The organism is Sphingopyxis sp. 550A, assembly GCF_053569535.1.
Map to the genome: position 1 here is coordinate 2263399 of NZ_CM131615.1, position 24427 is coordinate 2287825.

Sequence of the window (24427 nt, forward strand, 5' to 3'; positions counted from 1 at the left end):
GGCACGATTCCGGTCCGCATGATCAACGGGGAAATGCGGATCGGATCGGCTTTTGCCGCACTCGGCGCAGGCGCTTTGCTGTGCGGCATGGCGCCCGGCGATATGAGCGTCGCGACCTTTCTCGCGCGCGCCGGTTCGATCGAACGGCTGGGGCCGCTGGCGATCGCAACGCCCGAGGCGCATTATCTGAAAGGCGAAGTGATCGCCGCGGGCAAGCGCTACAAGGCGCGGATCGACGCCGAACGCAAGGCCGGGCGCCGGACCACGAGTTGCCCGCCCGAAAGCGGCACGCTCACCCCCGAACAATGGCTGGCCCATCTGCGCAGCTATCCGCCGCAGTCGCGCAAATCGATTTCCATCTACTCGGCGTTCGACGGACTGATGCGGAAACGCTATCCCTGCCCCGCCTGATGCGGCGCGCATGAGGCGAAGAAGGGTGCGGCATGACGATCTATTGCGATGAATCGGGCGGACTCAATACGGGCGCGATGACCTTCGCGGCCGTGATGCTCTCCCCCGATGCGGCCGCGGCGATCCATGCCCGCTTCCGCGCCGTTACCGGGCTGCGCGGCGAGCTCAAGGGCAGCCGGATCAGCCTGACCGAGCGCGCCTATCTGCTCGAACTCTTCGATCGCGCGGGCGGACGGGCGTGGGTCGCGGTGGCGAAGCGCGACAATCTTGCGCCGCCCGCCGATGGCCGGCTCGCGACCGATCTTGCGCTCTATACCGCGCTGCTCGATCTCGCGGTGAGCAACTGGCTTCCCGAAACCGGCGGCGTCTGCACCGACGTCGTGATCGACGATGGTCGCTACGACCCGGTGATCCTGGCCGGTGTGCGCGAAACGATCCAGGCCGGGCTCGCCGGCTGGGGCCAGGCGTCGCTCGCCGACAGCCGGCGCTCGGACGGCGTGCAGATCGCCGACGTGATCGCGAACAGCCTGTTCAACGTCGAGATCGGCTCGCCGCGCGCGCACCGCATCGGCGTCATCCTCGAACCCATGCTCGCCTCGCGCGCGATCCGCATCGCAGAACTCACGAAGCTCCTCTGAATCAAGAAGGGCCGCGGTTTCCCGCGGCCCCCTTGGTTATCGACTGTCGTCGGCGCTTATTCGAAGTCGCCGCCGCCACCGGCCGGGCTGCGCGGCGGCGCGGCGGCGGTCAGGCGAAGCGCTTCGGCCGAACGCGCGATCGAGCTGATTTCGTCGGGCGTATCGTCATCGTCGACGACCACCTTCTGGAGCGAACCGACGAGCGCATCGCCGAGGTCGGTGGGACGCACCGTCTGCTCGGCGATTTCGCGCAGCGCGACGACGGGATTCTTGTCGCGGTCGCGATCGACCGTCAATTCGGAACCGCCCGAGATTTCGCGGGCGCGATGCGCGGAAAGCAGCACCAGATCAAAGCGGTTGGGAACCTTGTCGACGCAATCTTCGACGGTAACGCGGGCCATTGTGTTTCCTTAGAAGCGGAGAGGCCAGCCAGAGGCATGGCGGCAAGCGCTGCGCGCTAGCAGCGGGCGCCGCCGATGTCAATAAAACCCCTGCCCTTGCGGGCTCCACGCCCCCAAGCCTATGAGCAAGACATGACCGAGCCCGATGCCGCCGCCGGCCCCCTTGATACGTTGAAGGCAGACGTGGCGGGCCATCGGCTGGAGGTCATCTTCGACGGCCAACGGAGGCTCGAACGGCTGCTCGCGCTGATCGGTGGCGCGATCCGCAGCGTCGACCTGATCATGTATATTTTCGAGGACGATGATGCCGGGCAGCAAATTCTCGGCGCGATGACCGCGGCGGCGCGGCGCGGCGTGCGTGTGCGCGCGGTGATCGACAGCTTCGGGTCGGGCGACATATCCGACAGCCTCTTCGCGCCGCTCCGCGCCGCGGGGGGCAGCGTCATCTTCTTCTCACGACGCTGGCGGTCGAGCTATCTCGTCCGCAACCACCAGAAATTGCTGCTGATCGACGGCGAAGCCGGCGTGACCGGCGGTTTCAACATCGCGAATCCCTATCTCAGCGACCGGCGGACGCATTGCTGGTTCGACCTCGGCATCGTCATCCGCGGCCCCGTCGTCGCGGACATGACCGCTTGGTTCGAGGCGCTGCACGATTATACCGTCCACGACGACGGCAAGCTGCTGGTGCTGCGCCGGCTGATCCGCGAATGGCCGGTCGATGGCAAGCCGCTGTCCTGGCTGGTCGGCGGTCCGACCCAGCGCCTGTCGCCCTGGGCGCGAATGGTGCGCGGCGATCTGGTCGGGGCACGGCGGCTCGACATGGCGATGGCCTATTTCTCGCCCGGTCAGGGGATGCTCCGGCGGCTCGGCCGGGTCGCGCGGGCGGGGAAAGCGCGCTTCGTGATGGCGGCGAAGTCGGACAACCCCGCCACGATCGGCGCATCGCGGCTGCTCTACGGCTATCTGCTCCGCCAGAAAGCGGCGATATGGGAGTATCAGCCGTGCCGGCTGCACATGAAGCTGATCGTGATCGACGACATCGTCCACGTCGGCACGGCCAATTTCGACATGCGCAGCCTGTTCCTGAACGTCGAGGGGATGCTGCGCATCGAGGATGCGGGCTTCGCGCAGCAGATGCGCGACTTTCTGGACGGGCTGAAAGGCGATTGCGAGATCGTCACGGCCGCGAGCCACAAGGCACGGGCGAGCTGGCTGACGCGGCTGCGCTGGACGCTCGCCTGGTTCGTCGTCGGCGTCGCCGATTATACGGTGACGCGGCGGCTGAATTTCGGGCTGGGGGAAATCGATCCCGAGAGCGAGATTTAGTCCTTCCAGCCCCAGAATAGGAAGCAGGGCGGGACGTTCACCCATTCGAACGCATTGTCGATGCGCCGGAAATGGGCCGCGAGGAAATCGCGGGCGCGGGCGCGAAACTGATAGACGAGGAAGGCGCCGCCCGGACGCAGCACGCGGTGGGTCGCCGCGGCGATCGCGGGGCCGACCCCCGCCGGCAGCGTCGAGAAGGGCAGGCCCGACAGCACATAATCGGCCTGCTCGAAGCCATGCGCGCGGACGATCTCCTCGACATCGGCGGCCGAGCCGTGGACCGCGATGAAGCGGCTGTCGCGGATGTCCCCCCGCAGATATTCGATGAAATCGGGGTTGGTATCGATCGCGATCAGCGTCGCATCGCCCGCCATGCGTTCGAGCACCGGGCGGCAGAAGGTGCCGACGCCGGGGCCATATTCGACGAACAATTTCGTATTCTTCCAGTCGACCGGGCGCAGCATGTGGCGGATCAGCGTCGGCGAGGACGGGACGATCGACCCGACCATGACCGGATGCTTGATAAAGCCCTTCACGAACATCCCCCACGGTCCGAAAAAGCGCTTCAGCTTCTCGCGGACCCGGCGGATCGGCGAGACGGTCGATTGGGCCTGCGCCCGAGGATTGGTCATGACGGCTTTCGCATTGTTGCGGCTGAATAAGTGCGTGGCAAAATCGGCCCGCCAGCGCAAGGAAAGAGTCGGTCTTGACACTGGACAGCCCCCCTTTCGCGTGTAGGAAGACGCTGACCGCGGCGCAGGGCGACCGAAAGGGGACGAGGTGACGGCCAAATCGATTCCTGCCGACCGCATGGCGGTGCTGTTCGCGGTCATGCTCGTTGCCGCCGCCGGCAACACCGCGATGCAGTCGATCCTGCCCGCGATCGGCGCCAAACTTCGCATTCCGGACGTCTGGGTCAGCCTGGCGTTCAGCTGGTCAGCGCTGCTCTGGGTGCTGACCGCGCCCTATTGGGCGCGTCAGTCCGACAAGCGCGGCCGCAAGGTGCTGATGGCGCGCGGGATCATCGGCTTTTTCCTGTCGATGGCGCTATGCGGCCTCGCGCTGTGGGCGGGCCTGTCGGGCTGGCTCGCGGCCAGCACGACCTTCATCCTCTTCGCGCTGTTCCGCAGCCTCTACGGCGGCTTCGGGTCGGCATCGCCGCCGGCGGTGCAGGCCTATGTCGCGGCGCGCACCGACGCAGAGGAGCGCACACAAGCCCTGTCGCTCGTCTCCTCGTCCTTCGGCCTCGGCACCGTCATCGGCCCCGCCGTCGCCCCCTTCTTCATCCTGCCGATCTTCGGCCTCGCCGGCCCGCTTCTCGTCTTCGCGGTCATCGGCATGATCGTGCTGGTGATGCTGCGCTGGCGGCTTCCGAACGACACGCCGCGCTTTGCCGCCCGCGGCGCGATCGCCCCCTATCCGCTTTCCGCCGGCCCTGCCGAGCCGACCGCCGAGGACGAGAATGACCGCGATCCTGCGACGCAGGAGTCGCTCGGCTGGCGCGACGAGCGCGTTCGTCCCTGGCTCTACGCGGGCTTTTTCGGTGGCCAGGCGCAAGCAATGATGCTCGGCGTCATCGGCTTTCTGATCCTCGACCGGCTGCACCTGCGGCTGAAACCCGACGAAGGTGCCGCGATCACCGGCATCGTGCTGATGGGCGGCGCCTTCGCGACGCTGCTCGCACAATGGGGGCTGATCCCGCTGCTCAAGATGACGCCGCGCACGACCGTGCTCTATGGCGCCGCCTTTGGCGGGACGGGCATCATCATGACGGGGCTGGCGCAGGATATGCACGCCATCGTCATCGGCTTTGCGTTCGCGTCGCTCGGCTTCGGTCTCTTTCGTCCCGGTTTCACCGCGGGTGCGTCGCTATCGGTCCCGCGCCGTGATCAAGGCAGCGTCGCGGGCATGACCGCATCGATCAATGGGTCCGCCTATATCATCTCGCCCGCGATCGGCGTGTTGCTCTACAACTGGCACGCGATGGCCGCCTATGGCCTGATGGCCGCCTTCTGCGCCTGGCTGGTGGTGTGGGGCTGGTCCGCGCTACGGCAGGACCAGACTGTTCCGGACATACATATTTAGAGCAAGATCGCATTGCCTTCACTCGTCATTGCGAGGAGCGAAGCGACGCGGCAATCCAGAGCGTGCGTAAACCGCCCTGGATTGCTTCGCTTCGCTCGCAATGACGAGCGAGGAAACCAAAGTCATCAAGCTCCCGCGCCATCCCGGCCTTCGCCGGGACGAGCAGGTTCAATCCTTCGTCTCTTCGGGCGGATCGTCGGGATGCTTCCGCTCGCGCATCGGCTTGAGCATCCCCGGCGCGAAGAAACCGATCGGATCGACGCTCATCGCCGCCTGCTTGATCTCGCCCTGGATCTTTTCATAATCCCTTTCCATGGCTTCGGTCACCGACGCCCGCGTATCCTTCAGCGCCGCCTCGAAATCCGCCATGGTGACGACATCGCTGCTCAGCGACCGCTTGAGCGCCGCAAGACCCGCGCGCCGGACGAGATCTTCCAGATCGGCGCCCGTGAAGCGCTCGCTGCGCTCGGCCAACGTGTCGAGCGACACATCCTCCGCAAGCGGCATCCTGCCGGTGTGAATCTCGAGAATGCGCTTCCGCCCCTCGGCATTCGGCACCGACACATAGATGAGTTCGTCGAGCCGCCCCGGACGCAGCAGCGCCGGATCGATCAGGTTCGGGCGGTTGGTGGCGCCGATAACCACAACCGACTGCATCTCCTCGATCCCGTCCATTTCGGCGAGGATCGTGTTGACGACGCGCTCGGTCACCTGCGGCTCGCCCGACGTTCCGCTGCCGCGCGCGGGGACGAGGCTGTCGAGCTCGTCGATGAAGACGATCGTCGGCGCGACCGCCCGGGCTCGCGCGAACAGCCGCGCGATCTGCTGCTCGCTCTCGCCATACCATTTGGACAGCAGGTCCGACGATTTGATCGAGATGAAGTTCGCGTCGGATTCGCGCGCCGCCGCCTTTGCCAGCAGCGTCTTTCCGGTTCCGGGCGGGCCATAGAGCAGGAAGCCTTTCGCCGGGCGAATGCCGAGACGGCGGAACGCTTCGGGATTTTTCAGCGGCAGTTCGATCCCTTCGATCAATTTGTCGCGCGCGGCATCGAGGCCGCCGATATCGCTCCACCGCGTCTTCGGCGCCTGCACCATCACCTCGCGCATCGCCGAAGGCTGCACCCGCTTTAGCGCATTGTTGAAGTCATCGCGCGTGACGCGTAATTCCTCCAGCACTTCGGGCGGGATCGTCCCGTCCTCGAGGTTGAGCTTCGGCATGATCCGCCGCACGGCCTCGATTGCCGCCTCGCGCGTCAGCGCCGCCATATCGGCGCCGACGAAACCGAAAGTCGTGCGCGCGAGTTCGGCCAGATCGACATCCTCACCAAGCGGCATACCGCGCGTGTGGATGCCCAATATCTCGCGCCGCCCGCTCTCGTCGGGAACGCCGATCACGATCTCGCGGTCGAACCGGCCCGGACGGCGCAGCGCCTCGTCGATCGCATCGGGACGGTTGGTTGCCGCGATGACCACCAGGTTCGTCCGCGGTTCCAGCCCGTCCATCAGGGTCAGGAGCTGCGCGACGATGCGCTTCTCCGCCTCGCCCGTCACCTGCCCGCGCTTCGGCGCGATCGAATCGATCTCGTCGATGAACAGGATCGACGGCGCGGCCTTCGTCGCGGCCTCGAACACATCGCGCAGCCGCTTTTCGGATTCGCCATAGGCGCTGCCCATGATCTCGGGTCCGTTGATCAGGAAGAATTGCGCCTCGCTCTCGTTTGCGACCGCGCGTGCGAGACGCGTCTTGCCCGTTCCCGGCGGGCCGTGGAGCAGCACGCCGCGCGGCGGATCGACGCCCAACCGGCGGAACAGTTCGGGATAGCGGAGCGGCAGCTCGACCATCTCGCGAAGCTGGTCGATCGTATCGCCAAGCCCGCCGAGATCGTCGTAGGTGACGTCGGTGCGCCGCGTATCCTGCGGCTCCTGATATTCGGGAAGCAGTTCGACTTCGGTATTCTCGTCGATCGTCACGATCCCCTTGGGGCTCGCGGAGACGACGAGCAGGCGCACTTCGGCGAGCGCATAGGCCGGTGCGTTGAGCATCTGGCGCAATTGTGGCGGCATGTCGCCCGACGGCAGCCGCTGCTGCCCAGCGGTCGCAACGGTGTCGCCCGCGACGAGCGGGCGGCCGAAGAAGCTGCGCTTCAAGGCATTCGCCGAACCCTGAAGCCGCAGATTTTCCTGCGCGGGCGCAAAGACGACGCGCGTCGCGGGGCGCGTTTCGGCGCGGCTCAACTGCACCATGTCCCCGGCCCCGGCCCCCGCGTTGGCGCGCTGCAGGCCGTCGAGGCGGATGACCTCCAGCCCCTCGTCCTCGGCATAGGGTGCGACGACGCGCGAAGCGGTCTCGCGCTTGCCGCTGATCTGGATGACGTCGCCTTCGGTCACGCCAAGCTGAGCCATCGCCGATCGCGGGATACGGGCAATGCCGCCCCCGCTTTCCTCGGCGCGCGCATTGGCGACTTGCAGTTTGACGCTTTTCTCTTTTACCGCGGCGTCGGCCAAATTCTTTCTCCCGCAAAGAGGTCAATATGCGGAAGATAGGATGGTCGTTCCCGATTTTCGACCCCCGTTCGCTCGGAACGAGCAGACGCCAATTACGCCGCACCGCACAAATTTTCTGGCATGTCAGTAAGCGCCATGCCATCACCGCCGCCGAGACGATCATGCAACGCCTTCCCCCCCTCAGCAGCATGGAAGCCTTTCTCGAGGTCGCGCGCCACGGCACGGTGAAGGCGGCCGCGAGCGAGCTTGGCCTGTCGATGCCGGCGCTGTCGCGGCGCATCCAGACGCTCGAGCACGCGGTCGGCCGGCCGCTCTTCAACCGTCACCACCACGGCCTCAGCCTGACCGAGACGGGACGCGAGCTGCAGGAACAATTATCGCCGATCATCGACGATCTGCGCGGAGTGCTCGGCCGTGTCGGCAGTCCCGACGCATCGCTGCGCCTGCACCTCAATGTCCTGCCGCTCTTTGCGCAGCAGCGGCTCTTTCCGCGCCTTCCCGAATTGCGCCGCCTGCACCCCGAACTACATATCGATCTCGACACGCTGTCGCACGCCGAGGCGCGGCTCGGCGAAGGGATCGACGCCGCGATCGCGCTCGCACGGTCGATCGATCCGGCGCTTTACGCGGCACGGCTGGACCAGGACAAGGTTTTCCCCATCGCGGCCAAGACGCTGACCGACGACGGCCGCGCGATCACCGTCCCCGAACAGTTGCAGCGCCTGACCGTCCTGCTCCACCGCGAAATGCCCGAGACCTTCGCGGAGTGGCGGAAGGCGGTCGGTATGCCCTATCTCGAACCGGCGGGGATCGATTTTTTCGATTCGGGTCCGTTGATGCTCGAAGCGGCGGCACAGGGTATCGGGGTCGCCTTCATGCACGGCCATCATTTTGACGATGCACAGGACCCGCGGCTCGTTCGCCTGTTCGATTTCGACGTCGACAGTCCCTACAGCTATTGGTTCGTCTGCCGCCCGCGCGCGCTGCGCCAGCCGTCGGTCAAGCTGTTCCACGACTGGCTGCTGTCGGCGCGCATCTAGGGCCGGCCCCGTCTTGCCGGGTTGGGCCGAGCCATTGGCCGAATAATCCGGAAAATGGTGCTGCTGGAGAGGATTGAACTCTCGACCTCACCCTTACCAAGGGTGCGCTCTACCACTGAGCTACAGCAGCATCCGGGACGCCCGCGAACAGATGCTCGCTGGGCAGGCGCGGCCTATGGCGGGGCGCCTTGCCGCTGTCAAGGTGCGAGGCTTGACGCTGCGCCGATTTCGCCGCATCGCCCCCCTTGTGAGCAAACCGCCCTCCCCCGCCGACCTCGAACGCGAGCGCCGCCTGGCCGAGGCGCTGCGCGCCAACCTGCGCAAGCGCAAGACGCAGGCGCGCGAGGCGAAGGCGGAAAACCCGCCTAAAGACTGACGGTCACCGTCACCGCGTCGCCCTCGGCAAGGTTTTCGGCCTTGCGGACCGCGGCCTTGACCGGAAGCAGCCAGCCGCCGCTTTCGCGGTGCGGAAAGACCGAGGTGTTCCAGCGCGTGTCGCCGATCGTCGCGCGCACACGGGCCGAGCCGAATCCCTTGCAGCCATCGAGCCACTGGCCGCCGATCGCGGCGAGACGAATCCCGTCGGCGGCCTCGCCCGCGATGGTCAGGAAGAACCACGCCGCCGGCGCGGTCGCCGACTGCCAGCGCCAGAGCGGTGTCGTGACGGTAAAATCCTCCACCGCGCCTATTTCGCGGCGACAGGCCGGATCGGCACCGCGATATTGCAGATGTCGGCGCCACCCGCGGGCGTGATGAAAAAGGGATCGCGACGGTTCTTCCGCGCGTCGGCGTAGCGCGCAAAGCTCGCACTGTCGGTCGACAGATATTCGAATTTCGGCTGCTCGGCCGTAGGCAGATCGGTCGCGAGCCGGATCGAAACGATCGGCACCTGCTCCTCCGCGCGCTCATAGACACCGAGGTCGCCCGTGCCGCGCGGCAGGCTCGACAGATGCTCGATCCCGCTGATCACGCGGCCGACGACCGCGATATTGCGGTCGAGATGGCGCGGCGCGTGGCCGATCACGGCATAGAGTTCGGCGCCCGAGCCCGTATCGGGCGACATGTTGCGGCCGACGCCGACCGCGCCGTAGCAATGGACCGGCCACCAATAATCACCGCTCTGGGCAAGCGGCCAACCATCCCTGATATCGGCCGCCTCGGCATAGGAATCGACCAGTTCAAGCCGGCCGAGTTGTTCCTCTTCGGCGGCAGGCACGCGCTGGACATACTCACTCTCCGGCACCGTCACCAACCCCTTCGGCAGCGGCTTCTTCTCGGTCGGATCGCCCCATTGCGCGACATAATTGTCCTGCACGCGGGTGACGGCGGTGCCGTCCCACCAATGCGCGGCGGCGAGCTTGCGGATATTGCCGATCCAGCCCTGGCTGAAGGGCGGCGGCATCAACTGGATGACGACGCGGCGCGGGTGGCCCTTCGCATCGGGCGCGAGGTCCATGACGAGCAGGTCGGACGGCGCGATCGCGATCCAGTCGCTCGCGGGCGCCGCGGCGGCAATCTCGCCGGGCGACGGGATCAGGGCAGGCTCTCCGGCATGAACTGGAAGAGCGAGCAGGGCGGCGGCCAGAAGCAGATGTCGCATCGCGCCTGTCTGCCACGCCCATCCGACTTGCGAAAGACCCGGCAAGCGATTAGGGCGCCCCTTCCAGAGCGAATTGGAGCATCCGATTCACGCTTCGTGCTCCGCACGAAACGACCGGGTGCAGCGGAGCGGTGGCCGAGTGGTCGAAGGCGCTCGCCTGGAAAGTGAGTATACGGCAAAACCGTATCGAGGGTTCGAATCCCTCCCGCTCCGCCAGACACCTGTCCGCAGGGGTCCGTAAAAGTCCGGTTATATCGACTTTTTCTCTCTGAATTCCGATGCTTAGCTCGCCTGATTTTCCGTAGCGGTTCAGAGCCGTTCGGAGCCATCCAGTACCAATCCGGGTACTGATCCATGGTATCGGCGGTCCAAAAACATGGTATCTTCGGAGAAGAGAAATGCTGAGCGATATCAAGGTCAAAGCAGCAAAACCGCGTTCAAAACCCTATAAGATGTCGGATGGCGGCAGTTTGCTGCTCCTCGTAACCCCCAGCGGCGGCAAATTATGGCGCTGGAATTACCTCTATGACGGCAAGCAGAAGAGCATGGCCTTCGGGGCCTGGCCGCTGGTCTCGCTTGCCGATGCGCGCGGCAAGCGCGACGAAGCAGCTGCCATCCTGAACGAAAAGCGCGACCCTGCCATCGTCAAGCGCCTCAAGATCGAAGCGATCCTCGAGGCATCGCGCCAGACGTTCGAGCGCGTCGCCCGCGATTGGCATGCCAACGCCAAGTCGCAATGGGCCGTCGTTCACGCCGCCGACGTCATCCGCAGCCTCGAACGCGATGTGTTCCCGACCATCGGCGACCTTCCCATCGCCGATCTCTCCCCGCCCCTCCTCCTCGGGGTCTTGCGCGAGATCGAGGCGCGCGGCTCGATCGAGACCGCGAAACGCATTCGCCAGCGTATCTCCGCGGTATTCGTGTTCGGCATCGCCCAGGGCATCGTCGAGCGCGATCCCGCCGAGAAGCTCGGCGCGGTCCTGAAACCCTTGCGCAAGGGACGCCAGCCGGCCATCGTCGAGCTCGAACCGCTGAAGAAGATGATCATTGCCGCCGAGGAAGATTATGCCCGCCCGATCACGCGGCTCGGTCTCCGTCTCCTCGCGCTGACCGCGGTGCGCCCAAGCGAGCTTCGCGGCGCGCATTGGGCCGAATTCGAGGATCTCGACGGCAAGCTCCCGCTCTGGCGTATTCCCTCGGCGCGCATGAAAGGCGATCTCGACCGGAAGGACGAGATCGGCGGCGACCATCTCGTCCCGCTTCCCCCGCAAGCGGTTGCCGTGCTCCGCGCGATCTGGCCGCTCACCGGCGAAGGCGATCTGGTCTTCCCGAGCAACCGGCACCCGCACCGTCCGATGAGCGAAAATGCCATCGGCTATCTGCTCAACCGCGCCGGCTATCACGGACATCATGTCCCGCACGGGTTCCGGGCCGCCTTCTCGACGATCATGAACGAGTGGGCCGAGCGGCACGGCAAGGACACCGACCGCGCCATCATCGATCTCATGCTCGCGCATATCCCCAAGCAGATGAGCAACAGCGAAGGCGCCTATAACCGCGCCGCCTATATGCCGCGCCGCCGCGAACTCGCGACCATCTGGGCCGACATGCTCAGCGAAGGATTGCCCGCACCCGCCCTGCTGATCGATCGGCCCGTCAAGGCGATCGGCGGCCATTCGCGGCGCAAGACCTTGCCCCCTGTCGAAACGGATTTCCGATTCTCTCCGCGACGGCGAGCAGCCTGAGCCGAACATTCCGGGATGCCATGGTTTTACGAGGCCGTGGCGTCCCTGGCTTGCCGACGCTCGCCCAGACAGCCCTTGACAAAATGTATCATATATGACACATGCCGAACACGGGCGATTTGCCCGGTCCTAGCAAGTCAAAATGGAGAAAAGTCATGGAATATCTCGGAAAACGGGAGCTGATACATGTACGAGGTGCTATTTCATAAGACGGCTGCAGGAAACGAGGTCGTCCTCGATGTCCTTCGTGGCCTTTCCGCAGATGACAAGAAGGTGGTGGGAGAAGATCTGAAAACGCTGCAACTCGGCTATCCCATAGGAATGCCGCTTTGCCGTCAGGTTGGAAAACTCTGGGAGCTGCGCAGCACGCTGCCTTCCAGGCGGGAGCTTCGGCTCCTCTGGTTCTTCCACAAGGCGACGCAGACGATCATCGTCGTGCATGCGTTTATCAAGAAGACACAGAAAACACCCCAGAAAGACATCGATCTCGGAGAAGCCAGGAAGGGAGAATATAGATAGGAGGCTCAATATGGAGGTCAAACGGGATCGACGCGATCCCCGCGAACTGACTTCGCTCGACGCCTGGCTCGACGAGGAAGGCATTCGCGATGAAGTCTCCACCACGGCGATCAAGCGCGTGATCGCTTACGCTCTTCGTGAGGCCATGCTGGAGCAGAGCCTGACGAAGGCCGCCATGGCGGAGAAGATGCACACGAGCCGCAAGCAGCTTGATCGGGTGCTCGATCCGGACGAGCATAATGTGACGCTCGATACGCTCGCGCGCGCCGCGCGGAGCGTCGGCCGCAGGCTGAAGGTGGAGCTGGTTTAACCCTCCGCCCTCTCCTGCCGCGCATCCCATACAGCCGGCTCATTGTCGGATTTCTGTTCGCCGCATTTCGCATGGCACGGCATCATCTGCGATTGCACGCTGCCGGTCCCGAGCCCAGAAGCGACCGATGAAATCACCGATATCGCTTGCTTTCGCTGTCGCCCTCTCACTTTCGGCATGCGTGCCCACCGCCGCGCCGCCTGCCGCGTCCGCGCCGGTCGACCGTCCGCTCAAACTCGCAAGCTGGAATCTCGAATTCCTCGCCGAGAAGGACGGGGTGGGATGCAATCCCCGCACCGAAGCCGACTATGGGGCGATGCGCCGGATCGCCGACGGGCTCGACGCCGATGTCATCGCCTTCGAGGAGGCGGAAAATCCCGCCGCGGCGGCGAGAGTGTTCGATCCGCGCCGCTATACCATCGTTATGGAAGGCAGGCCGTGGAACCCGGGCGGCACCTGCGGCGGCAAATATCCGGAGCAGACGGTCATCCGCCAGGCGGTGGGCTTTGCCGTCCGCAAGGGTATCGCCTTCGATCGCAACGCCGATGTGATCTCGCTGATGGGCGGCAACGAGCAATTGCGGTCGGGCATCGATATCCTGCTGAAGCCCGCCGGGCGCGAGCCGATCCGGCTGCTCGGCGTTCACCTCAAATCGGGTTGCTTCGCCGGCGATACCGCCAAGGCCTGCCCGATATTGCTGGACCAGATACCTGCGCTCGAGACGTGGATCGATGCGGCCGCAAAAGGGCCTGCCCGCTTCGCTATTCTCGGCGACTGGAACCGGCGCCTCGCCCTCCCGGGTGATCGGGTCTGGGCGGAGATCGACGATGGCGAACCGGCAAACAGCGATCTTCGGCTAGCCGATGAAGGCATACGTCCCGAATGCGATCCGCGCTACGACAGCTTCATCGATCATATCGCGCTCGATCGCCGCGCCGCTACCGATATGCTCGCCTTTGCCGAGACGCGCTATGCGGAGGGCGAGAAACATTATTCGGACCATTGCCCGATAGCGGTGACGCTGCGCCGGTAATATGGCACCGGTGCGGGGCCGGCCTCAGTTCGCCGGCGGGCGCGGCCCGACTGGTCCTATATAATGGCGCATACCGTGGAGACGCATATGCGCCTTCACCGCTTCGGCCCCTTGCGGCAGCGTTTCGAGCAGGTCCATCAAAGCTCTGATCCGCCCATTATAATCGGCGCCGCGAAAGGCATGCTCGCGCCGCTGGTCGGCCTCGGAGAGCTCCGCTGAGGGCTCGCTGTAGAAACGGCTGCAGCTATATTCGGCCCAGCCGAAGAGCGCCTTGCCGTCCGGGCCCATATGAACCGAGCCGCCGATCTCGCAAAATTTCTCGAGCCATGCCGCGGCGAACAGGTCGAGCCCCGGCGCGAGGTCGGCAGGGATCCCGTTTTCGCCGCCTGCCGATCGATCTGACGCGGTCATTGGAGCCTCCTCGATGCTGAAGACGCGCCATCTGCTCGTCCGTAAGCCAGAACAAATCATTCATCTTCCAGGCCCCTTATCGCGAGCCTGGATCACAACCGTCACATCAAATCAACGAGTCATGACCCTAGTACTGTTTTTCAGAATTCTGCCTGTCAAACCATGCGACCACGCGTCCGATGCCTTCGGCGATCGTGACTTGCGGCGTCCATCCGATATGGTCTTCGGCTGCCTTGCGACTGAACCCCTGCTTGTGCGAAACAGGAAGGGCGAGCCGGGTCGGATCAACGCGAAACTCAGGCTTCATGTCGGAGCCGGCGGCAGCGATGATCAACTCGACGATCTCGCGCTGCGACGTATCGTCGCCCGACACGATGTTGAGGCCGAGGCCAGTGGCCGCGCTTTCCATGCCCATCAGATTGGCCCGCGCGACATCGCCGACATAGACATAATCTTGGACGCCGCTGCCATCGCCTTCGATAACCGGCGCGCGTCCTGCACGCACGGCTTCATAGGCCTCCACCATGCGGGTCGCATCGAGCGCCCGCTTGTGCAGGCGCTCGCCGTAGATTGCCGAATAGCGAAGCCCCAGAAACTCGATACCGTGTTGCTGTTCGTAGAGCCGCCCGATGCCCTCGCCGATAACCTTGGAGGCACAGTAAATGATGACGCCGGGCTGCATGCCCCCCCAACGCAAAGGAGAATCCTCGCTGTTCGGTTCGTCTCCGACCGCGCCGTAGACACCCACAGAGGAGCTGAACACGACTTTCTTCACGCCCCGATACCGGCATGCTTCCATCACATTCTGCATACCGCGGATGTTGACGTCGATCCCCATCCACGGGTTCGCCATGATCGGCGCGGCGAGGAAGCCCGCAACCGCAAAGACGCCGGCTGCGCCTTCAAACGGATCATAGAGTTCGTTCAGGCGAAGGATATCGCCGCGAACGAAGCTGCATCGCGTATCGTCCAACAGATGATCGATGTTATCCGTCGATCCCAGCGCGAGATTGTCGAGGAGAATGATTTCGCGCGCGCCAGCCGCAAGAAGCTGCTCGCCTATGTGCGATCCCAGTAGGCTCGCCCCGCCGACGACGACGAATTTCTGATCCTTTATCGCAGGCATTTCAATTCTCCGGATTTGCGGTTTACGCAGTATATTCGCGGCGAAGGCGCGCAGTCGCGTCTTCGTCGATCGATATCCCTTCGGGGTCGTGCTGCGGATCGCCAAGGATCACCACGCCATAGTCGCGCGCCGCGCGCTCGATGCTGACATATTCATTGCGAACGTCGGCGAGGACGTTTGCCGGATCCCGATCGAAGGGCGCCCCCCACCCCCCGCCGCCGTTGGTAATGTAGCGCGAGATCGTCCCGGGCGCGGTCTTCCAGACCGGCTCGCTCGCATAATAGTGATATTTACCGTCTTCGGGATCGAGCGACCTGGTTTCCGGGTCGAGGACACCTGCCACGGGAACGCTCGATCCATAAACGTCCGCGCCTGTCGCCAGCAGTCCCGTGAGCCCCTGCTGCTCGGGTGGAAAGAACCACACGGCACCGCAAGGTCCAGGTTCGCCGCCATTGGCTCCGACGCCGCTCGGCGCCCGGGTCCGGAACGGGGAGCTGTAATGCTCGGCGTCGGTGAGCCAGAGCGTGTCCTTGAGGTTGGCCGCCCCGCCCCGCCGTGTCCCTGCGCCCCCCGTGTCGATCGCATGTTCCTTGCGGAGGACGACGACGGGCGTGTCCGCCTCGATGGACTCGGTGGCCGGGTCGAGATTGTTGAGGGTCAGGAGAACGGTATAGCTGTCGCCATCGCTATCCTTCGTCGCACCCCAAGGCCCATGTTCGCCGCCGCACTGGCACACATTGGCCCATGGCGTACCGTCGGCATGGACCCCATAGGCATTATGCGTGTTCGTCGACCCATAGTCGCCGCCGACGGCATTTTCGCCGAGAACCGGATTGAGCGCGTCGAGGATCGCTGCGACCAGCGCGCCGCTGCTTTCCCAGAACATCATGATGGCGCCCTCGGGCGGAAGCGACGTCAAAATCGTCCCCGGCGGCGCGGCGAGGTCGATATCGCGCCACGTCCCCGAGGTGAAAGGCGCTTCCGGGTCAAGGAGGATCGTCAACGCCACGCCCACGGCGGTTTTCGCATCGAGGATCCCGCAGTTGATTGAAGAGCGTGCCTGTGCCGACGTGCCCGAGAGATCGGCCTCGATGTGATGTCCGCGCTTGCGAAGCGTGACGACCACCCGATAATCGAGCGTGTCGTCGACGCCATCGGCATCGATGAGGGCCGAGCCCTCATAGTCACCGTCCGGTATCCCCGCGATGGCCATGCGCATGCGCTCCGCCGATGCGTCGCAGGCATATTCCAGGGTGCCGCGATAAGCGTCGAGGCCATAGCGGCGGATATTCTCCAGAACGAGGCTTTCACCCAGTTCGAGCTGGTGCGCGATGCTGTAGAAGTCGGGCAGGAGCAGGCCGCCGAAGCGCGAATTATCGAAGATGAGGCTGAACGTCGACCGCACCGGCTTGCCCGCCGACCAGAGCAGCATCGGGGGGATCACCAGCCCATTTTCATAGACATTGCGCTTCGTGGCCGAAAATCCGCCGGGCACGGTGCCCCCGATGTCGAGCTGATGCGCGCGCATGTTCACGAAGGAGACGAGTTCACCCTCGAAGAAGACAGGTCGTACGAACAACACGTCGTTGACGTGGGTGCCGCCACGATAGGGATCGTTGCAGATCAGGATGTCGCCGGGCTGCAGCGCCTCGGGCGTATATTCGGCAACGCTGTTGCGGACCGCATCGCCCATCGTCCCCAGAAAGACGACCAGGCTGTTGCTGACCACGGGCATCGGATAGTCCATCTCGGGCGGGCCACTGATGGTACAGGCAAAATCATACCAGTCGCGGATGATCGGCGAGAAGGCCTCCCGCATGAAGCCGGTCGACATATGTTCGACGGCGAAGCGAAGCCGATTGAGCAGCACCGATGCCGTGAACCGGTCGCACTTGTAACGCGCAGCAAATTCGCCGTCGGGGAGATTGCGGAGCAGCACGGTCGAGCTCCCCGTTTGCATCTTTTCCATCATCTTCACAGCGTTTCGCTCCGACGAATGAGAAGTTCACCATAGCGGCCGACCAGGGCATATTGTCCGGCACCGACATGGGTGGTCGACAGTCCCTCCTCGATGAGCGCCGGACCCTCGATGCGGTCGTCACGGCAAAGCGCCGCGCGATCGAATACCTGCGCTTCCCGGCGCCCCTCGCCGCTCGCGTCCTCAAGGTCGCCAAGGTAGCGTAGCGTCACCGTGCGCGTCGGCATCAGCGCTACCGCCGGGTCGCGGACCGCCGCCTCGGGATATTCGACCTTGGGCGTGTCCAACACGGCACGTACGCGAAAGACGACGCCCTGCACCGGAAAGTCCGGAAAGCGATTGCCCGAGCGCAGTTCGTAGGTGTCGTGAAATGTCGCCAGCATCGTTTCGATCGCGGCCGCATCGATCTTGCCGTCGGGCGCCGGAACGAAGGGCGTCTCCCAGCTCTGCCCGGCCAGCCTCGCGTCGAAGCTGCGCTCGAAGGTGACCGCTGCCCCCGCGTCAAGTTCGCCGCGAAGCTGCTCTTCCATCGTGCTGTAAAGATCGTCGATCTGCCCGGCGACATCGGGCGTCAGCATGGCGTAGAGGCTGCGGCTCGAACTGAAGACCTGGTCCGCGGATAATAGTCCCAGCGCCGAGAAGAGGCCGGGATTCGGCGGAACGATAACCTGCTTGCACTTGAGTGCGTCGAGAACGCCGGTCAGCAGCATCGGCCCGGCGGCGCCATAGGCCATCAGACTATAGTCGCGCGGATCGACGCCATTCTTGATTGCGACGTTGAGCAGACCTTCGGCGATATTGTTGGTCGCGATTTCGAAAGCGTAGCGCACCCGCTGCGAAAGCGAGAAGCCGCAATCCAGATTTTCGAAGGCCTGCTCGGACAGGGTCCGGTCGAGCTGGATCGCTCCGCCGGCGAACTTGCCGGGATCGAGAATGCCGATCATGAGAAATGTATCGGTGGTCGTAGGCCGCGCGCCGCCCCGGCCATAGCAGGCGGGGCCTGGTGTCGATCCCGCGCTCTCGGGGCCAACTTCAATCTCCCCGGCTCGCCCGATCTGGACGATGCTGCCGCCCCCTGCTCCGATCGCCGATACATCGATCGCGAGCGAGTTGACGATCAGATCGTGCTCGAGTTCGAACGATGTGTTCACGAACGGCGCGCTGTCGGTCACGATGCTGATATCGCAGGACGTGCCGCCGACATCGGCGCACAACAGATTGGGTTCATCGATCAGGCGGCCGAAATGCGCGCTTCCCACTGCTCCGGCCGACGGGCCGGAGAAGACGATCCGGTAGGGCCGTTCCATCGCCCGCTCGACGGGCACCAGCGTTGCGGCGCAATCCGCGAAGTTGAGCTCGCCCTTGAACCCGGCCGCAGCAAGACCAGCTTCGAGCCGCTGCGTGTAGCTGCCGTAGATGATCTTCATGAAGGTATCGACGATGGTCGTCGACGCACGGGCATATTCGCGAGCGAGCGGTGAGACGTCGCTCGAAATCGAACAGGGAATGTCTCCGAGAATTTCCGCCACGAGCTCGCGCAGCCGCAGTTCGTGACGGCTGTCGACATAGGCGTTGATGAGGCAGATCGCGACGCCTTCAACCTTGCATCGGCCCAGCAATTCGATCTGCTCGCGGGCATGGTCTTCATCGAGCGGAAAAAGCTCGGATCCGTCGGCCAGCATGCGCTCGCGAATGCCGCGCCGAAGATATCGCTGAACGAGAGGACGCGCCGCGTCGCCGAAGCTTCTCCGCCAGCGCGGATCAAGGATCGCCGACGCCGGGCGCCATACACGGCCCATGTCGAGAATGTCCCGATGGCCCTCGGTGGTCAGAAAGCCGATTTTGGGAAGTTTGCGGGTGATGACAGCGTTGAGACCGTGCGTGCTTGCATGGTTGAACAGCGCAGCGTCCGCAGCGCCGAGAAGCGACGCCCCCTCTATGATCGGACGCGTGACGTCGCCATAGTCAGTCGACAATTTGGCCGTCTCGATCTTCCCGCCGCGAAGCGACACGACATCGGTGAAGGTACCGCCCACATCGACCGCGATCATCGGGCCGCATCCTTGATTAAATCGGAAAGCAGGCTGATGGGCCCGAGGCGTGGCCCGCGTTCTCGACTGACCGAGTGCAGGCAGCGATCGCATTTGACAGCCTGAAACCAGCCTCCCTCGGAGTTTACGGGGTAGCTGTGGAGGCTCTCGCTTTCGCAGGCCGGGCATTGTCCGCGCACCGGTTCGCGATGCAATGCAAGAGGCGGGCTCGTGACGCGATGGGAAACCATCGGTCTAGACGCCCGCAACGACAACATTGGCCGCATCGCGGTCCGAGACAGTCACGGGGTCGGCAGGAAGCCCTGCCACATATAGTCTTGCCATTTCTCCGACCTCTCCCGAGCGCAAGGCAATTATGCTGCCTCATCAAGCCGGGGCGCGCCGCCGAACTGGCGCGCGCCCCTGTGGCCTACGGGATAGTTGCTGCCCGGCACCGGCACATTCCCCATTAAGAGGGACAGTGCCGTCCCGGATGACGGCGCGACCTCGTACCGAGGCGCGCCGCATAGATGATGTGAGGCCCCTTCCCGCGCCCCCTCAGGCCGCGAGATGGTTTCTGTAGAAGGGCGCCAGATTGGCCATCGCCTCGTCGACGGCCGCAGGCTGGTCGTACAATGCCAGATGCGTGCCGCCCTCGACGATATGGAGATCCTTCTGGGCACTTGCGGCCTTTGCGAGGATATCCTTGCTGAACCACAGCGACCCGGCATCGCTGCCCGCAACGAGTTGCAACGGCTGGGTGAGAAGGCTGTCGGCGAGGTGGAAGGCGTCGAAGGTGACCAGCGGCACCAGGCTGCTCGCGGGAAAAAATCCCGGGGCGTTGCAATGCTGCGCCCGGGGAGTCCGGTAATAATCATAGGCCTCGCGCATGTCCCGATCGTCGACGCCATCGAGACTGGTGGGCGAGAAAGGAATATTGTCGCCCTCACCGCCCTGCGCGCGCACGGTCCGCTGCGCCGATCCCATTTCGAGCAAGGCGAGCGACTGGCCGATATCGCCCGTTCCATCCCAGCCCCGGCGAAACATGTCGCCGATATTGACGGTGCTGACGCCGCCGACCGCTTTCACGCGCCGATCGGCCATCGCGGCATTGATCGCATATCCGCCCCCGGCGCACACGCCGAGGATACCGACACGATCCGGATCGACGAAATCCTGGGTCACAAGATAGTCGATGGCAGAGCGGGCGTCTTCCACGCGCGCATGGGGGTTTTCCGTAGACCGCGGTTCGCCGCCGCTTTCGCCCTGGAAGGAGGCATCGAACGCAAGCGCCACAAAGCCTTCGGCGGCAAGACGAGCGGCATAAAGGCCGGCGGTCTGCTCCTTCACGCCGCCACCCGGATGAACGCACGCAATGGCGGGATAGCGCTTGCCCTCTTCGAAATCGGGAGGGAGGTGCAGATTTCCTGCCAGCGTCAGGCTGCCGTTCGAAAAGGTCACCGATTTCATGTTCAAAACTCCTGCATGAATTACCGAACAAAATAGGCCGTGGTGACATCGTCGATTAGATACTATAATCGGTATATTAAAATAAGCGGAGCTAATGAATGAAGGGCGAAGATCTTCGCGACCTCAGTGCCTTCACGGCGGTTGCCGAGGAAGGCAGTTTCACACGCGCGGCGGCGAGGCTTGGCGTGTCCCAGTCCGCGCTCAGCCAGACAATCAGGTCGCTGGAAGAACGTGTGGGAATAAGGCTCTTCTCGCGCACGACACGCAGCGTGAGCCTGACCGACGCAGGCGAGCGGCTGTTTGCCGACGTCGGACCTTCGCTGGGCGAGATCGATCGCGCCTTCGCATCGCTGAGCGACTTGCGCGATCGTCCGGCCGGCACGATTCGCATCACCGCCGACGAATATGCGGCGCACAGTGTGCTATGGCCCGCGATCGAGAAGTTCCTTCCCGGTTATCCCGACATCCGGATCGAGCTGACAACCGACTATGGGCGCGCCGACATCGTGAGCGACCGTTATGACGCTGGTGTCCGGCGCGGCGGGCTGATCGCCAAGGACATGATTGCCGTGCGGATCGGCCCCGACGTCCCGATGGCCGTGGTCGGGACGCCAGCATATTTCGAGCGAAATCCCATCCCCAAATCGCCGCGCGAACTGGTCGCGCACAATTGCATCAACCTGAGGCTGCCGACGCACGGAGCCTTCTTCACCTGGACGTTCCGGAAAGGAAAGCAGCAGGAGCAGGTCAAGGTCGACGGGCAACTCGTGTTCAGCAGCATCCTGCAGGTGCGCGATGCCGCGGCCGCCGGCTGCGGCCTGGCTTATCTCCCTCTCGACTATGTGCGACAAGAGATTGAGCGCCGCCAGCTGGTCGAAGTGCTGACGCCCTGGCGACAAATATTCGAGGGATTTCACCTCTACTATCCGAGCCGCAGGCAACAAACCCCGGCGCTAGCCGCCTTCGTCAAGGCGGTGCGCTACCGCGCCTGAAGCTATAGTTTCTCCTGTAGCTCCGGAACCGCGTTGAAGAGATCGGCGACGAGGCCGAAGTCGGCGACCTGGAAGATCGGGGCATCCTCGTCCTTGTTGATCGCGACGATCGTCTTCGAATCCTTCATTCCGGCGAGATGCTGGATCGCGCCCGAGATGCCGATCGCGAAATAGACTTCCGGTGCGACGATCTTGCCGGTCTGGCCGACCTGATAGTCGTTGGGAACATAGCCCGCATCGACCGCTGCGCGCGAAGCACCGAGCGCGGCACCGAGCTTGTCGGCGAGCGGGACGATGACTTCCTGATATTTCTCGCTCGAGCCCAGCGCACGACCGCCCGACACGATGATCTTGGCCGAGGTAAGCTCGGGACGATCCTGCTTGGCGATTTCGGCGCCGACAAAGCTCGACAGGCCGGCGTCGCCGCCGATCGATACGGCTTCAACGGTGCCCGAACCGCCCGAGGTGGCGGCCTTCTCGAAGGCGGTGCCGCGGACGGTGAGGACCAGCTTCGGATCGCTGCTCTCGACGGTCGCGATCGCGTTGCCGGCATAGATCGGGCGGGTGAAGGTCTTCGGACCCTCGACCGACAGGATTTCCGAAATCTGCATCACGTCGAGCAGCGCGGCGACGCGCGGCGCGATATTCTTGCCGGTGGTCGTCGCGGGCGCGACGAACGCATCGTGCGACCCCATGAGGTCGGCGACGAGCGGCGCGATATTCTCGGGCAGGTTGTGACCGAAAGCGGCATTGTCGGCGACGTGGACCTTGCCGACACCCGCAATCTGCACAGCAGCCTTGGCTACGCCGTCGACGCCGGCACCGGCGACGAGCAGATGGACTTCGCCGAGCTTCGAGGCGGCGGTCACCGCGGCGAGCGTGGCATCCTTGACGGCGCTGCCGTCATGTTCGACCCAAACGAGCGTTTTCATGAGTGCACTCCCATCGCTTTGAGCTTGGCAACCAGTTCATCGACGTCGGCAACCTTGACGCCGGCCGAGCGGACGGGCGGTTCCGAAACCTTGACCGTCTTGACGCGCGGCGTCGTGTCGACGCCGTAATCGGCCGGCGACTTGGTATCGAGCGGCTTCGACTTCGCCTTCATGATGTTCGGCAGCGAGGCGTAGCGCGGTTCGTTCAGGCGAAGGTCGGTGGTGACGATCGCGGGAAGCTTGAGCTTCACCGTTTCGAGACCGCCATCGACTTCGCGCGTCACGCTGACGCTGTCGCCCTCGACGTTCACGGCGCTGGCAAAGGTGCCCTGCGCCCAGCCGGTCAATGCAGCGAGCATCTGGCCGGTCTGGTTGTTGTCGCCGTCGATCGCCTGCTTGCCGAGGATGACAAGGCCGGGCTGTTCGGCATCGGCAATCGCCTTGAAGATCTTCGCAAGCGCGAGCGGTTCGACGTCGTCGTCGGTCTGGACGAGGATCGCACGGTCGGCGCCCATCGCAAGCGCGGTGCGAAGCGTTTCCTGCGCCTTCGCCGGGCCGACACTGACGGCGACGATCTCGGTCGCAACGCCCTTTTCCTTCAGGCGGATCGCTTCTTCGACCCCGATCTCGTCGAACGGGTTCATCGACATTTTGACATTGGCCAGGTCGACGCCGGTGCCGTCGGACTTGACCCGCGGCTTGACGTTATAATCGAGCACCCGCTTCACGGGGACGAGGATTTTCATGAGCATCTCCCTGCTGAGTGGGCGATCAGGCGCCAACCCTTTTCGGAGCGCGCCAACTGCCATCCTGCCCCGCCCCTGTCCAACCATGCGCCGCCTCATACTCCCTGCCCTATAGGGAAACCCTATGGCGGGAGGCCCCGCGCTGGCGAGAGCCGACGTCTGCATTTATCAGTCGCGCATTCGAAATCGTTCGGGAGAGAGTGAAATGGCGAATTGTCTCGAAGGCAAGGTGGTTGCGATCACCGGCGCAGGGCGCGGCATCGGCCGCGAACTTGCGCTACATTGCGCGTCAGAGGGCGCGGCCGTCGTCGTCAACGATCCGGGCGTCGCGCAGGCGGGCGATGGCAGCGACGCAGCACCGGCCCAGACGACTGCCGACGATATTGTTGCGGCCGGCGGCAAGGCGATCGCCAATTTCGGCAATGTTGCCGACCCGAAAGAAGCTGCCAGCATCATCGAAGATGCCGTCCAGCATTTCGGTCGCATCGATGGTGTAGTGAATAATGCGGGCATTCTTCGCGACACCATCTGGCACAAGATGAGCTACGAGGACTGGAAAAGTGTCATCGAGGTCAATCTGACCGGCGTCTTCAACGTCTCGAAGGCCGCGACACCCTATTTCCGTGAGCAGCAGTCGGGGAGTTTCGTGCACTTCACCTCGACCAGCGGCCTAATCGGCAACATCGGCCAGGCGAATTATTCGGCCGCGAAACTCGGCGTCGTCGCCTTGTCACAATCGATCGCGCTCGACATGGCCCGCGCCAGCGTGCGCTCGAACTGCATCGCGCCCTTCGCATGGAGCCGCATGACCTCGTCGCTTCCGACCGATACGCCCGAGCAGCAGGAGCGCGTGAAGCGCATGCAGGAAATGTCGGCTGACAAAATCGCGCCGCTCGTATCCTTCCTCATTTCCGACGCGGCGAAAGACGTATCGAACCAGATATTCTCGGTACGAAAGAACGAGATTCTGCTCTTCTCGAAGCCGCGCCCGATCCGCTCCATGGCCAAGCTCGAGGGCTGGACTCCCGAAAGCATTGCAGGTGAACTGCTTCCGGCGTTCCGCCCGAGCTTCGCCCGCGCCGACGAAGTGTCGGCCCATGTCTTCCCCTATGATCCGATTTGAGGA

Annotated in this window: 25 protein-coding genes and 2 tRNA genes; 13 read left to right on the forward strand and 14 right to left on the reverse strand. The window is 64.2% G+C overall.

Going from position 1 to position 24427, the window contains the following annotated elements; all coding sequences use genetic code 11:
• Positions 1 to 18: 18 nt before the first annotated feature.
• Together ACVENA_RS10935 and ACVENA_RS10940 are read left to right on the forward strand one after the other, a co-directional pair.
• On the forward strand, positions 19 to 411 hold the full coding sequence (locus ACVENA_RS10935; protein WP_449328817.1) for a hypothetical protein: 393 nt from the start codon (positions 19 to 21) through the stop codon (positions 409 to 411).
• A 32-nt stretch (positions 412 to 443) separates the two neighbouring features.
• On the forward strand, positions 444 to 1049 hold the full coding sequence (locus ACVENA_RS10940) for a DUF3800 domain-containing protein (protein ID WP_449328818.1): 606 nt from the start codon (positions 444 to 446) through the stop codon (positions 1047 to 1049).
• Positions 1050 to 1105: 56 nt separating this feature from the next.
• Here the strand turns inward: ACVENA_RS10940 and rpoZ are convergent, their stop codons facing one another.
• Positions 1106 to 1450: a DNA-directed RNA polymerase subunit omega gene (rpoZ, locus tag ACVENA_RS10945; protein WP_257550991.1), complete on the reverse strand. Its 345-nt coding sequence runs from the start codon at positions 1448 to 1450 to the stop codon at positions 1106 to 1108.
• Between the two features lie 132 nt (positions 1451 to 1582).
• Here rpoZ and ACVENA_RS10950 point away from each other — a divergent pair, with 132 nt between their 5' ends.
• Positions 1583 to 2779 carry a phospholipase D-like domain-containing protein gene (locus ACVENA_RS10950; RefSeq protein ID WP_449328819.1) on the forward strand — a complete coding sequence of 399 codons (1197 nt, stop codon included), beginning with the start codon at positions 1583 to 1585 and terminating at the stop codon, positions 2777 to 2779.
• Here ACVENA_RS10950 and ACVENA_RS10955 read toward each other — a convergent pair.
• Positions 2776 to 3411, reverse strand: a complete 636-nt coding sequence (locus ACVENA_RS10955) for a class I SAM-dependent methyltransferase (RefSeq protein WP_257550995.1) — start codon at positions 3409 to 3411, stop codon at positions 2776 to 2778. The two genes, ACVENA_RS10950 and ACVENA_RS10955, sit on opposite strands and share 4 nt — an antisense overlap.
• Before the next feature lie 178 nt (positions 3412 to 3589).
• Between ACVENA_RS10955 and ACVENA_RS10960 the strand changes: the two genes are divergently transcribed.
• Positions 3590 to 4864, forward strand: coding sequence for an MFS transporter (locus ACVENA_RS10960; protein ID WP_329627639.1), 1275 nt, complete (start codon positions 3590 to 3592; stop codon positions 4862 to 4864).
• Between the two features lie 25 nt (positions 4865 to 4889).
• Here ACVENA_RS10960 and ACVENA_RS10965 read toward each other — a convergent pair whose 3' ends face one another.
• Together ACVENA_RS10965 and ACVENA_RS10970 are read right to left on the reverse strand one after the other, a co-directional pair.
• Complete coding sequence (locus ACVENA_RS10965) at positions 4890 to 5036, reverse strand: hypothetical protein (protein WP_257550997.1); 147 nt, start codon at positions 5034 to 5036, stop codon at positions 4890 to 4892.
• Positions 5033 to 7369, reverse strand: a complete 2337-nt coding sequence (locus ACVENA_RS10970; protein WP_449328820.1) for a CDC48 family AAA ATPase — start codon at positions 7367 to 7369, stop codon at positions 5033 to 5035. Before ACVENA_RS10970 ends, ACVENA_RS10965 begins: the two co-directional genes overlap by 4 nt.
• 161 nt (positions 7370 to 7530) lie before the next feature.
• Here ACVENA_RS10970 and ACVENA_RS10975 point away from each other — a divergent pair, with 161 nt between their 5' ends.
• Positions 7531 to 8409: a LysR substrate-binding domain-containing protein gene (locus tag ACVENA_RS10975; RefSeq protein ID WP_449328821.1), complete on the forward strand. Its 879-nt coding sequence runs from the start codon at positions 7531 to 7533 to the stop codon at positions 8407 to 8409.
• A gap of 55 nt (positions 8410 to 8464) precedes the next feature.
• Here ACVENA_RS10975 and ACVENA_RS10980 read toward each other — a convergent pair.
• Positions 8465 to 8539, reverse strand: a tRNA-Thr gene (locus ACVENA_RS10980).
• Positions 8540 to 8620: 81 nt separating this feature from the next.
• Between ACVENA_RS10980 and ACVENA_RS10985 the strand changes: the two genes are divergently transcribed.
• A complete protein-coding gene (locus ACVENA_RS10985; RefSeq protein WP_257551004.1) occupies positions 8621 to 8785 on the forward strand; it encodes a hypothetical protein in 165 nt (54 codons plus the stop codon).
• Here the strand turns inward: ACVENA_RS10985 and ACVENA_RS10990 are convergent.
• Together ACVENA_RS10990 and ACVENA_RS10995 are read right to left on the reverse strand one after the other, a co-directional pair.
• Positions 8775 to 9089, reverse strand: a complete 315-nt coding sequence (locus tag ACVENA_RS10990; protein WP_449328822.1) for a DUF1905 domain-containing protein — start codon at positions 9087 to 9089, stop codon at positions 8775 to 8777. The genes ACVENA_RS10985 and ACVENA_RS10990 overlap by 11 nt on opposite strands.
• 5 nt (positions 9090 to 9094) lie before the next feature.
• Positions 9095 to 10009, reverse strand: a complete 915-nt coding sequence (locus ACVENA_RS10995; RefSeq protein WP_449328823.1) for a peptidylprolyl isomerase — start codon at positions 10007 to 10009, stop codon at positions 9095 to 9097.
• A gap of 125 nt (positions 10010 to 10134) precedes the next feature.
• Between ACVENA_RS10995 and ACVENA_RS11000 the strand changes: the two genes are divergently transcribed.
• From ACVENA_RS11000 to ACVENA_RS11020, 5 genes are all read left to right on the forward strand, one after another.
• Positions 10135 to 10225: transfer RNA gene (locus tag ACVENA_RS11000), tRNA-Ser, on the forward strand.
• A 182-nt stretch (positions 10226 to 10407) separates the two neighbouring features.
• On the forward strand, positions 10408 to 11754 hold the full coding sequence (locus tag ACVENA_RS11005; RefSeq protein ID WP_449328824.1) for a tyrosine-type recombinase/integrase: 1347 nt from the start codon (positions 10408 to 10410) through the stop codon (positions 11752 to 11754).
• 186 nt (positions 11755 to 11940) lie between these two features.
• Complete coding sequence (locus ACVENA_RS11010; protein ID WP_449328825.1) at positions 11941 to 12273, forward strand: type II toxin-antitoxin system RelE/ParE family toxin; 333 nt, start codon at positions 11941 to 11943, stop codon at positions 12271 to 12273.
• A gap of 10 nt (positions 12274 to 12283) precedes the next feature.
• A complete protein-coding gene (locus ACVENA_RS11015; protein WP_449328826.1) occupies positions 12284 to 12583 on the forward strand; it encodes a Fis family transcriptional regulator in 300 nt (99 codons plus the stop codon).
• 181 nt (positions 12584 to 12764) lie between these two features.
• Positions 12765 to 13616, forward strand: a complete 852-nt coding sequence (locus ACVENA_RS11020) for an endonuclease/exonuclease/phosphatase family protein (protein ID WP_449328827.1) — start codon at positions 12765 to 12767, stop codon at positions 13614 to 13616.
• Between the two features lie 24 nt (positions 13617 to 13640).
• On the opposite strand, the gene ACVENA_RS11025 is transcribed toward ACVENA_RS11020, so the two are convergent.
• From ACVENA_RS11025 to ACVENA_RS11045, 5 genes are all read right to left on the reverse strand, one after another.
• Positions 13641 to 14027 carry a hypothetical protein gene (locus tag ACVENA_RS11025; RefSeq protein ID WP_449328828.1) on the reverse strand — a complete coding sequence of 129 codons (387 nt, stop codon included), beginning with the start codon at positions 14025 to 14027 and terminating at the stop codon, positions 13641 to 13643.
• 127 nt (positions 14028 to 14154) lie between these two features.
• On the reverse strand, positions 14155 to 15258 hold the full coding sequence (locus tag ACVENA_RS11030; protein ID WP_449328829.1) for an NAD-dependent epimerase/dehydratase family protein: 1104 nt from the start codon (positions 15256 to 15258) through the stop codon (positions 14155 to 14157).
• Positions 15176 to 17113 (reverse strand): hydantoinase B/oxoprolinase family protein, encoded by a 1938-nt coding sequence (locus tag ACVENA_RS11035; RefSeq protein WP_449328830.1) that lies wholly within the window; start codon positions 17111 to 17113, stop codon positions 15176 to 15178. The genes ACVENA_RS11030 and ACVENA_RS11035 overlap by 83 nt, the downstream gene beginning before the upstream one ends.
• Positions 17114 to 17127: 14 nt before the next feature.
• The gene (locus ACVENA_RS11040) at positions 17128 to 19182 is read right to left on the reverse strand and encodes a hydantoinase/oxoprolinase family protein (protein WP_449328831.1); all 2055 of its coding nucleotides are present in this window, start codon (positions 19180 to 19182) and stop codon (positions 17128 to 17130) included.
• Between the two features lie 537 nt (positions 19183 to 19719).
• The gene (locus ACVENA_RS11045; protein WP_449328832.1) at positions 19720 to 20631 is read right to left on the reverse strand and encodes an alpha/beta hydrolase; all 912 of its coding nucleotides are present in this window, start codon (positions 20629 to 20631) and stop codon (positions 19720 to 19722) included.
• 98 nt (positions 20632 to 20729) lie between these two features.
• Here ACVENA_RS11045 and ACVENA_RS11050 point away from each other — a divergent pair, with 98 nt between their 5' ends.
• On the forward strand, positions 20730 to 21623 hold the full coding sequence (locus ACVENA_RS11050) for a LysR family transcriptional regulator (protein ID WP_449328833.1): 894 nt from the start codon (positions 20730 to 20732) through the stop codon (positions 21621 to 21623).
• A gap of 2 nt (positions 21624 to 21625) precedes the next feature.
• On the opposite strand, the gene ACVENA_RS11055 is transcribed toward ACVENA_RS11050, so the two are convergent.
• Together ACVENA_RS11055 and ACVENA_RS11060 are read right to left on the reverse strand one after the other, a co-directional pair.
• Positions 21626 to 22555: an electron transfer flavoprotein subunit alpha/FixB family protein gene (locus ACVENA_RS11055; RefSeq protein WP_449328834.1), complete on the reverse strand. Its 930-nt coding sequence runs from the start codon at positions 22553 to 22555 to the stop codon at positions 21626 to 21628.
• Positions 22552 to 23301 carry an electron transfer flavoprotein subunit beta/FixA family protein gene (locus tag ACVENA_RS11060; protein ID WP_449328835.1) on the reverse strand — a complete coding sequence of 250 codons (750 nt, stop codon included), beginning with the start codon at positions 23299 to 23301 and terminating at the stop codon, positions 22552 to 22554. Before ACVENA_RS11060 ends, ACVENA_RS11055 begins: the two co-directional genes overlap by 4 nt.
• Positions 23302 to 23506: 205 nt before the next feature.
• Between ACVENA_RS11060 and ACVENA_RS11065 the strand changes: the two genes are divergently transcribed.
• Complete coding sequence (locus ACVENA_RS11065; RefSeq protein WP_449328836.1) at positions 23507 to 24424, forward strand: SDR family NAD(P)-dependent oxidoreductase; 918 nt, start codon at positions 23507 to 23509, stop codon at positions 24422 to 24424.
• Positions 24425 to 24427 lie beyond the last annotated feature (3 nt).

Excerpts from the sequence above, each read along its gene's own strand:
- ACVENA_RS11035 (WP_449328830.1), bottom strand. The coding sequence starts at position 17,113 with ATGCAAACGGGGAGCTCGACCGTGCTGCTCCGCAATCTCCCCGACGGC.
- ACVENA_RS11025 (WP_449328828.1), bottom strand. The coding sequence starts at position 14,027 with ATGACCGCGTCAGATCGATCGGCAGGCGGCGAAAACGGGATCCCTGCC.
- ACVENA_RS11050 (WP_449328833.1), top strand. The coding sequence starts at position 20,730 with ATGAAGGGCGAAGATCTTCGCGACCTCAGTGCCTTCACGGCGGTTGCC.
- ACVENA_RS11040 (WP_449328831.1), bottom strand. The coding sequence starts at position 19,182 with ATGATCGCGGTCGATGTGGGCGGTACCTTCACCGATGTCGTGTCGCTT.
- ACVENA_RS11005 (WP_449328824.1), top strand. The coding sequence starts at position 10,408 with ATGCTGAGCGATATCAAGGTCAAAGCAGCAAAACCGCGTTCAAAACCC.
- ACVENA_RS10955 (WP_257550995.1), bottom strand. The coding sequence starts at position 3,411 with ATGACCAATCCTCGGGCGCAGGCCCAATCGACCGTCTCGCCGATCCGC.
- ACVENA_RS11065 (WP_449328836.1), top strand. The coding sequence starts at position 23,507 with ATGGCGAATTGTCTCGAAGGCAAGGTGGTTGCGATCACCGGCGCAGGG.
- ACVENA_RS10995 (WP_449328823.1), bottom strand. The coding sequence starts at position 10,009 with ATGCGACATCTGCTTCTGGCCGCCGCCCTGCTCGCTCTTCCAGTTCAT.
- ACVENA_RS11015 (WP_449328826.1), top strand. The coding sequence starts at position 12,284 with ATGGAGGTCAAACGGGATCGACGCGATCCCCGCGAACTGACTTCGCTC.
- ACVENA_RS10935 (WP_449328817.1), top strand. The coding sequence starts at position 19 with ATGATCAACGGGGAAATGCGGATCGGATCGGCTTTTGCCGCACTCGGC.
- ACVENA_RS10960 (WP_329627639.1), top strand. The coding sequence starts at position 3,590 with ATGGCGGTGCTGTTCGCGGTCATGCTCGTTGCCGCCGCCGGCAACACC.
- ACVENA_RS10940 (WP_449328818.1), top strand. The coding sequence starts at position 444 with ATGACGATCTATTGCGATGAATCGGGCGGACTCAATACGGGCGCGATG.
- ACVENA_RS10950 (WP_449328819.1), top strand. The coding sequence starts at position 1,583 with ATGACCGAGCCCGATGCCGCCGCCGGCCCCCTTGATACGTTGAAGGCA.
- ACVENA_RS11010 (WP_449328825.1), top strand. The coding sequence starts at position 11,941 with ATGTACGAGGTGCTATTTCATAAGACGGCTGCAGGAAACGAGGTCGTC.
- ACVENA_RS11055 (WP_449328834.1), bottom strand. The coding sequence starts at position 22,555 with ATGAAAACGCTCGTTTGGGTCGAACATGACGGCAGCGCCGTCAAGGAT.
- ACVENA_RS11060 (WP_449328835.1), bottom strand. The coding sequence starts at position 23,301 with ATGAAAATCCTCGTCCCCGTGAAGCGGGTGCTCGATTATAACGTCAAG.
- rpoZ (WP_257550991.1), bottom strand. The coding sequence starts at position 1,450 with ATGGCCCGCGTTACCGTCGAAGATTGCGTCGACAAGGTTCCCAACCGC.
- ACVENA_RS11045 (WP_449328832.1), bottom strand. The coding sequence starts at position 20,631 with ATGAAATCGGTGACCTTTTCGAACGGCAGCCTGACGCTGGCAGGAAAT.
- ACVENA_RS10975 (WP_449328821.1), top strand. The coding sequence starts at position 7,531 with ATGCAACGCCTTCCCCCCCTCAGCAGCATGGAAGCCTTTCTCGAGGTC.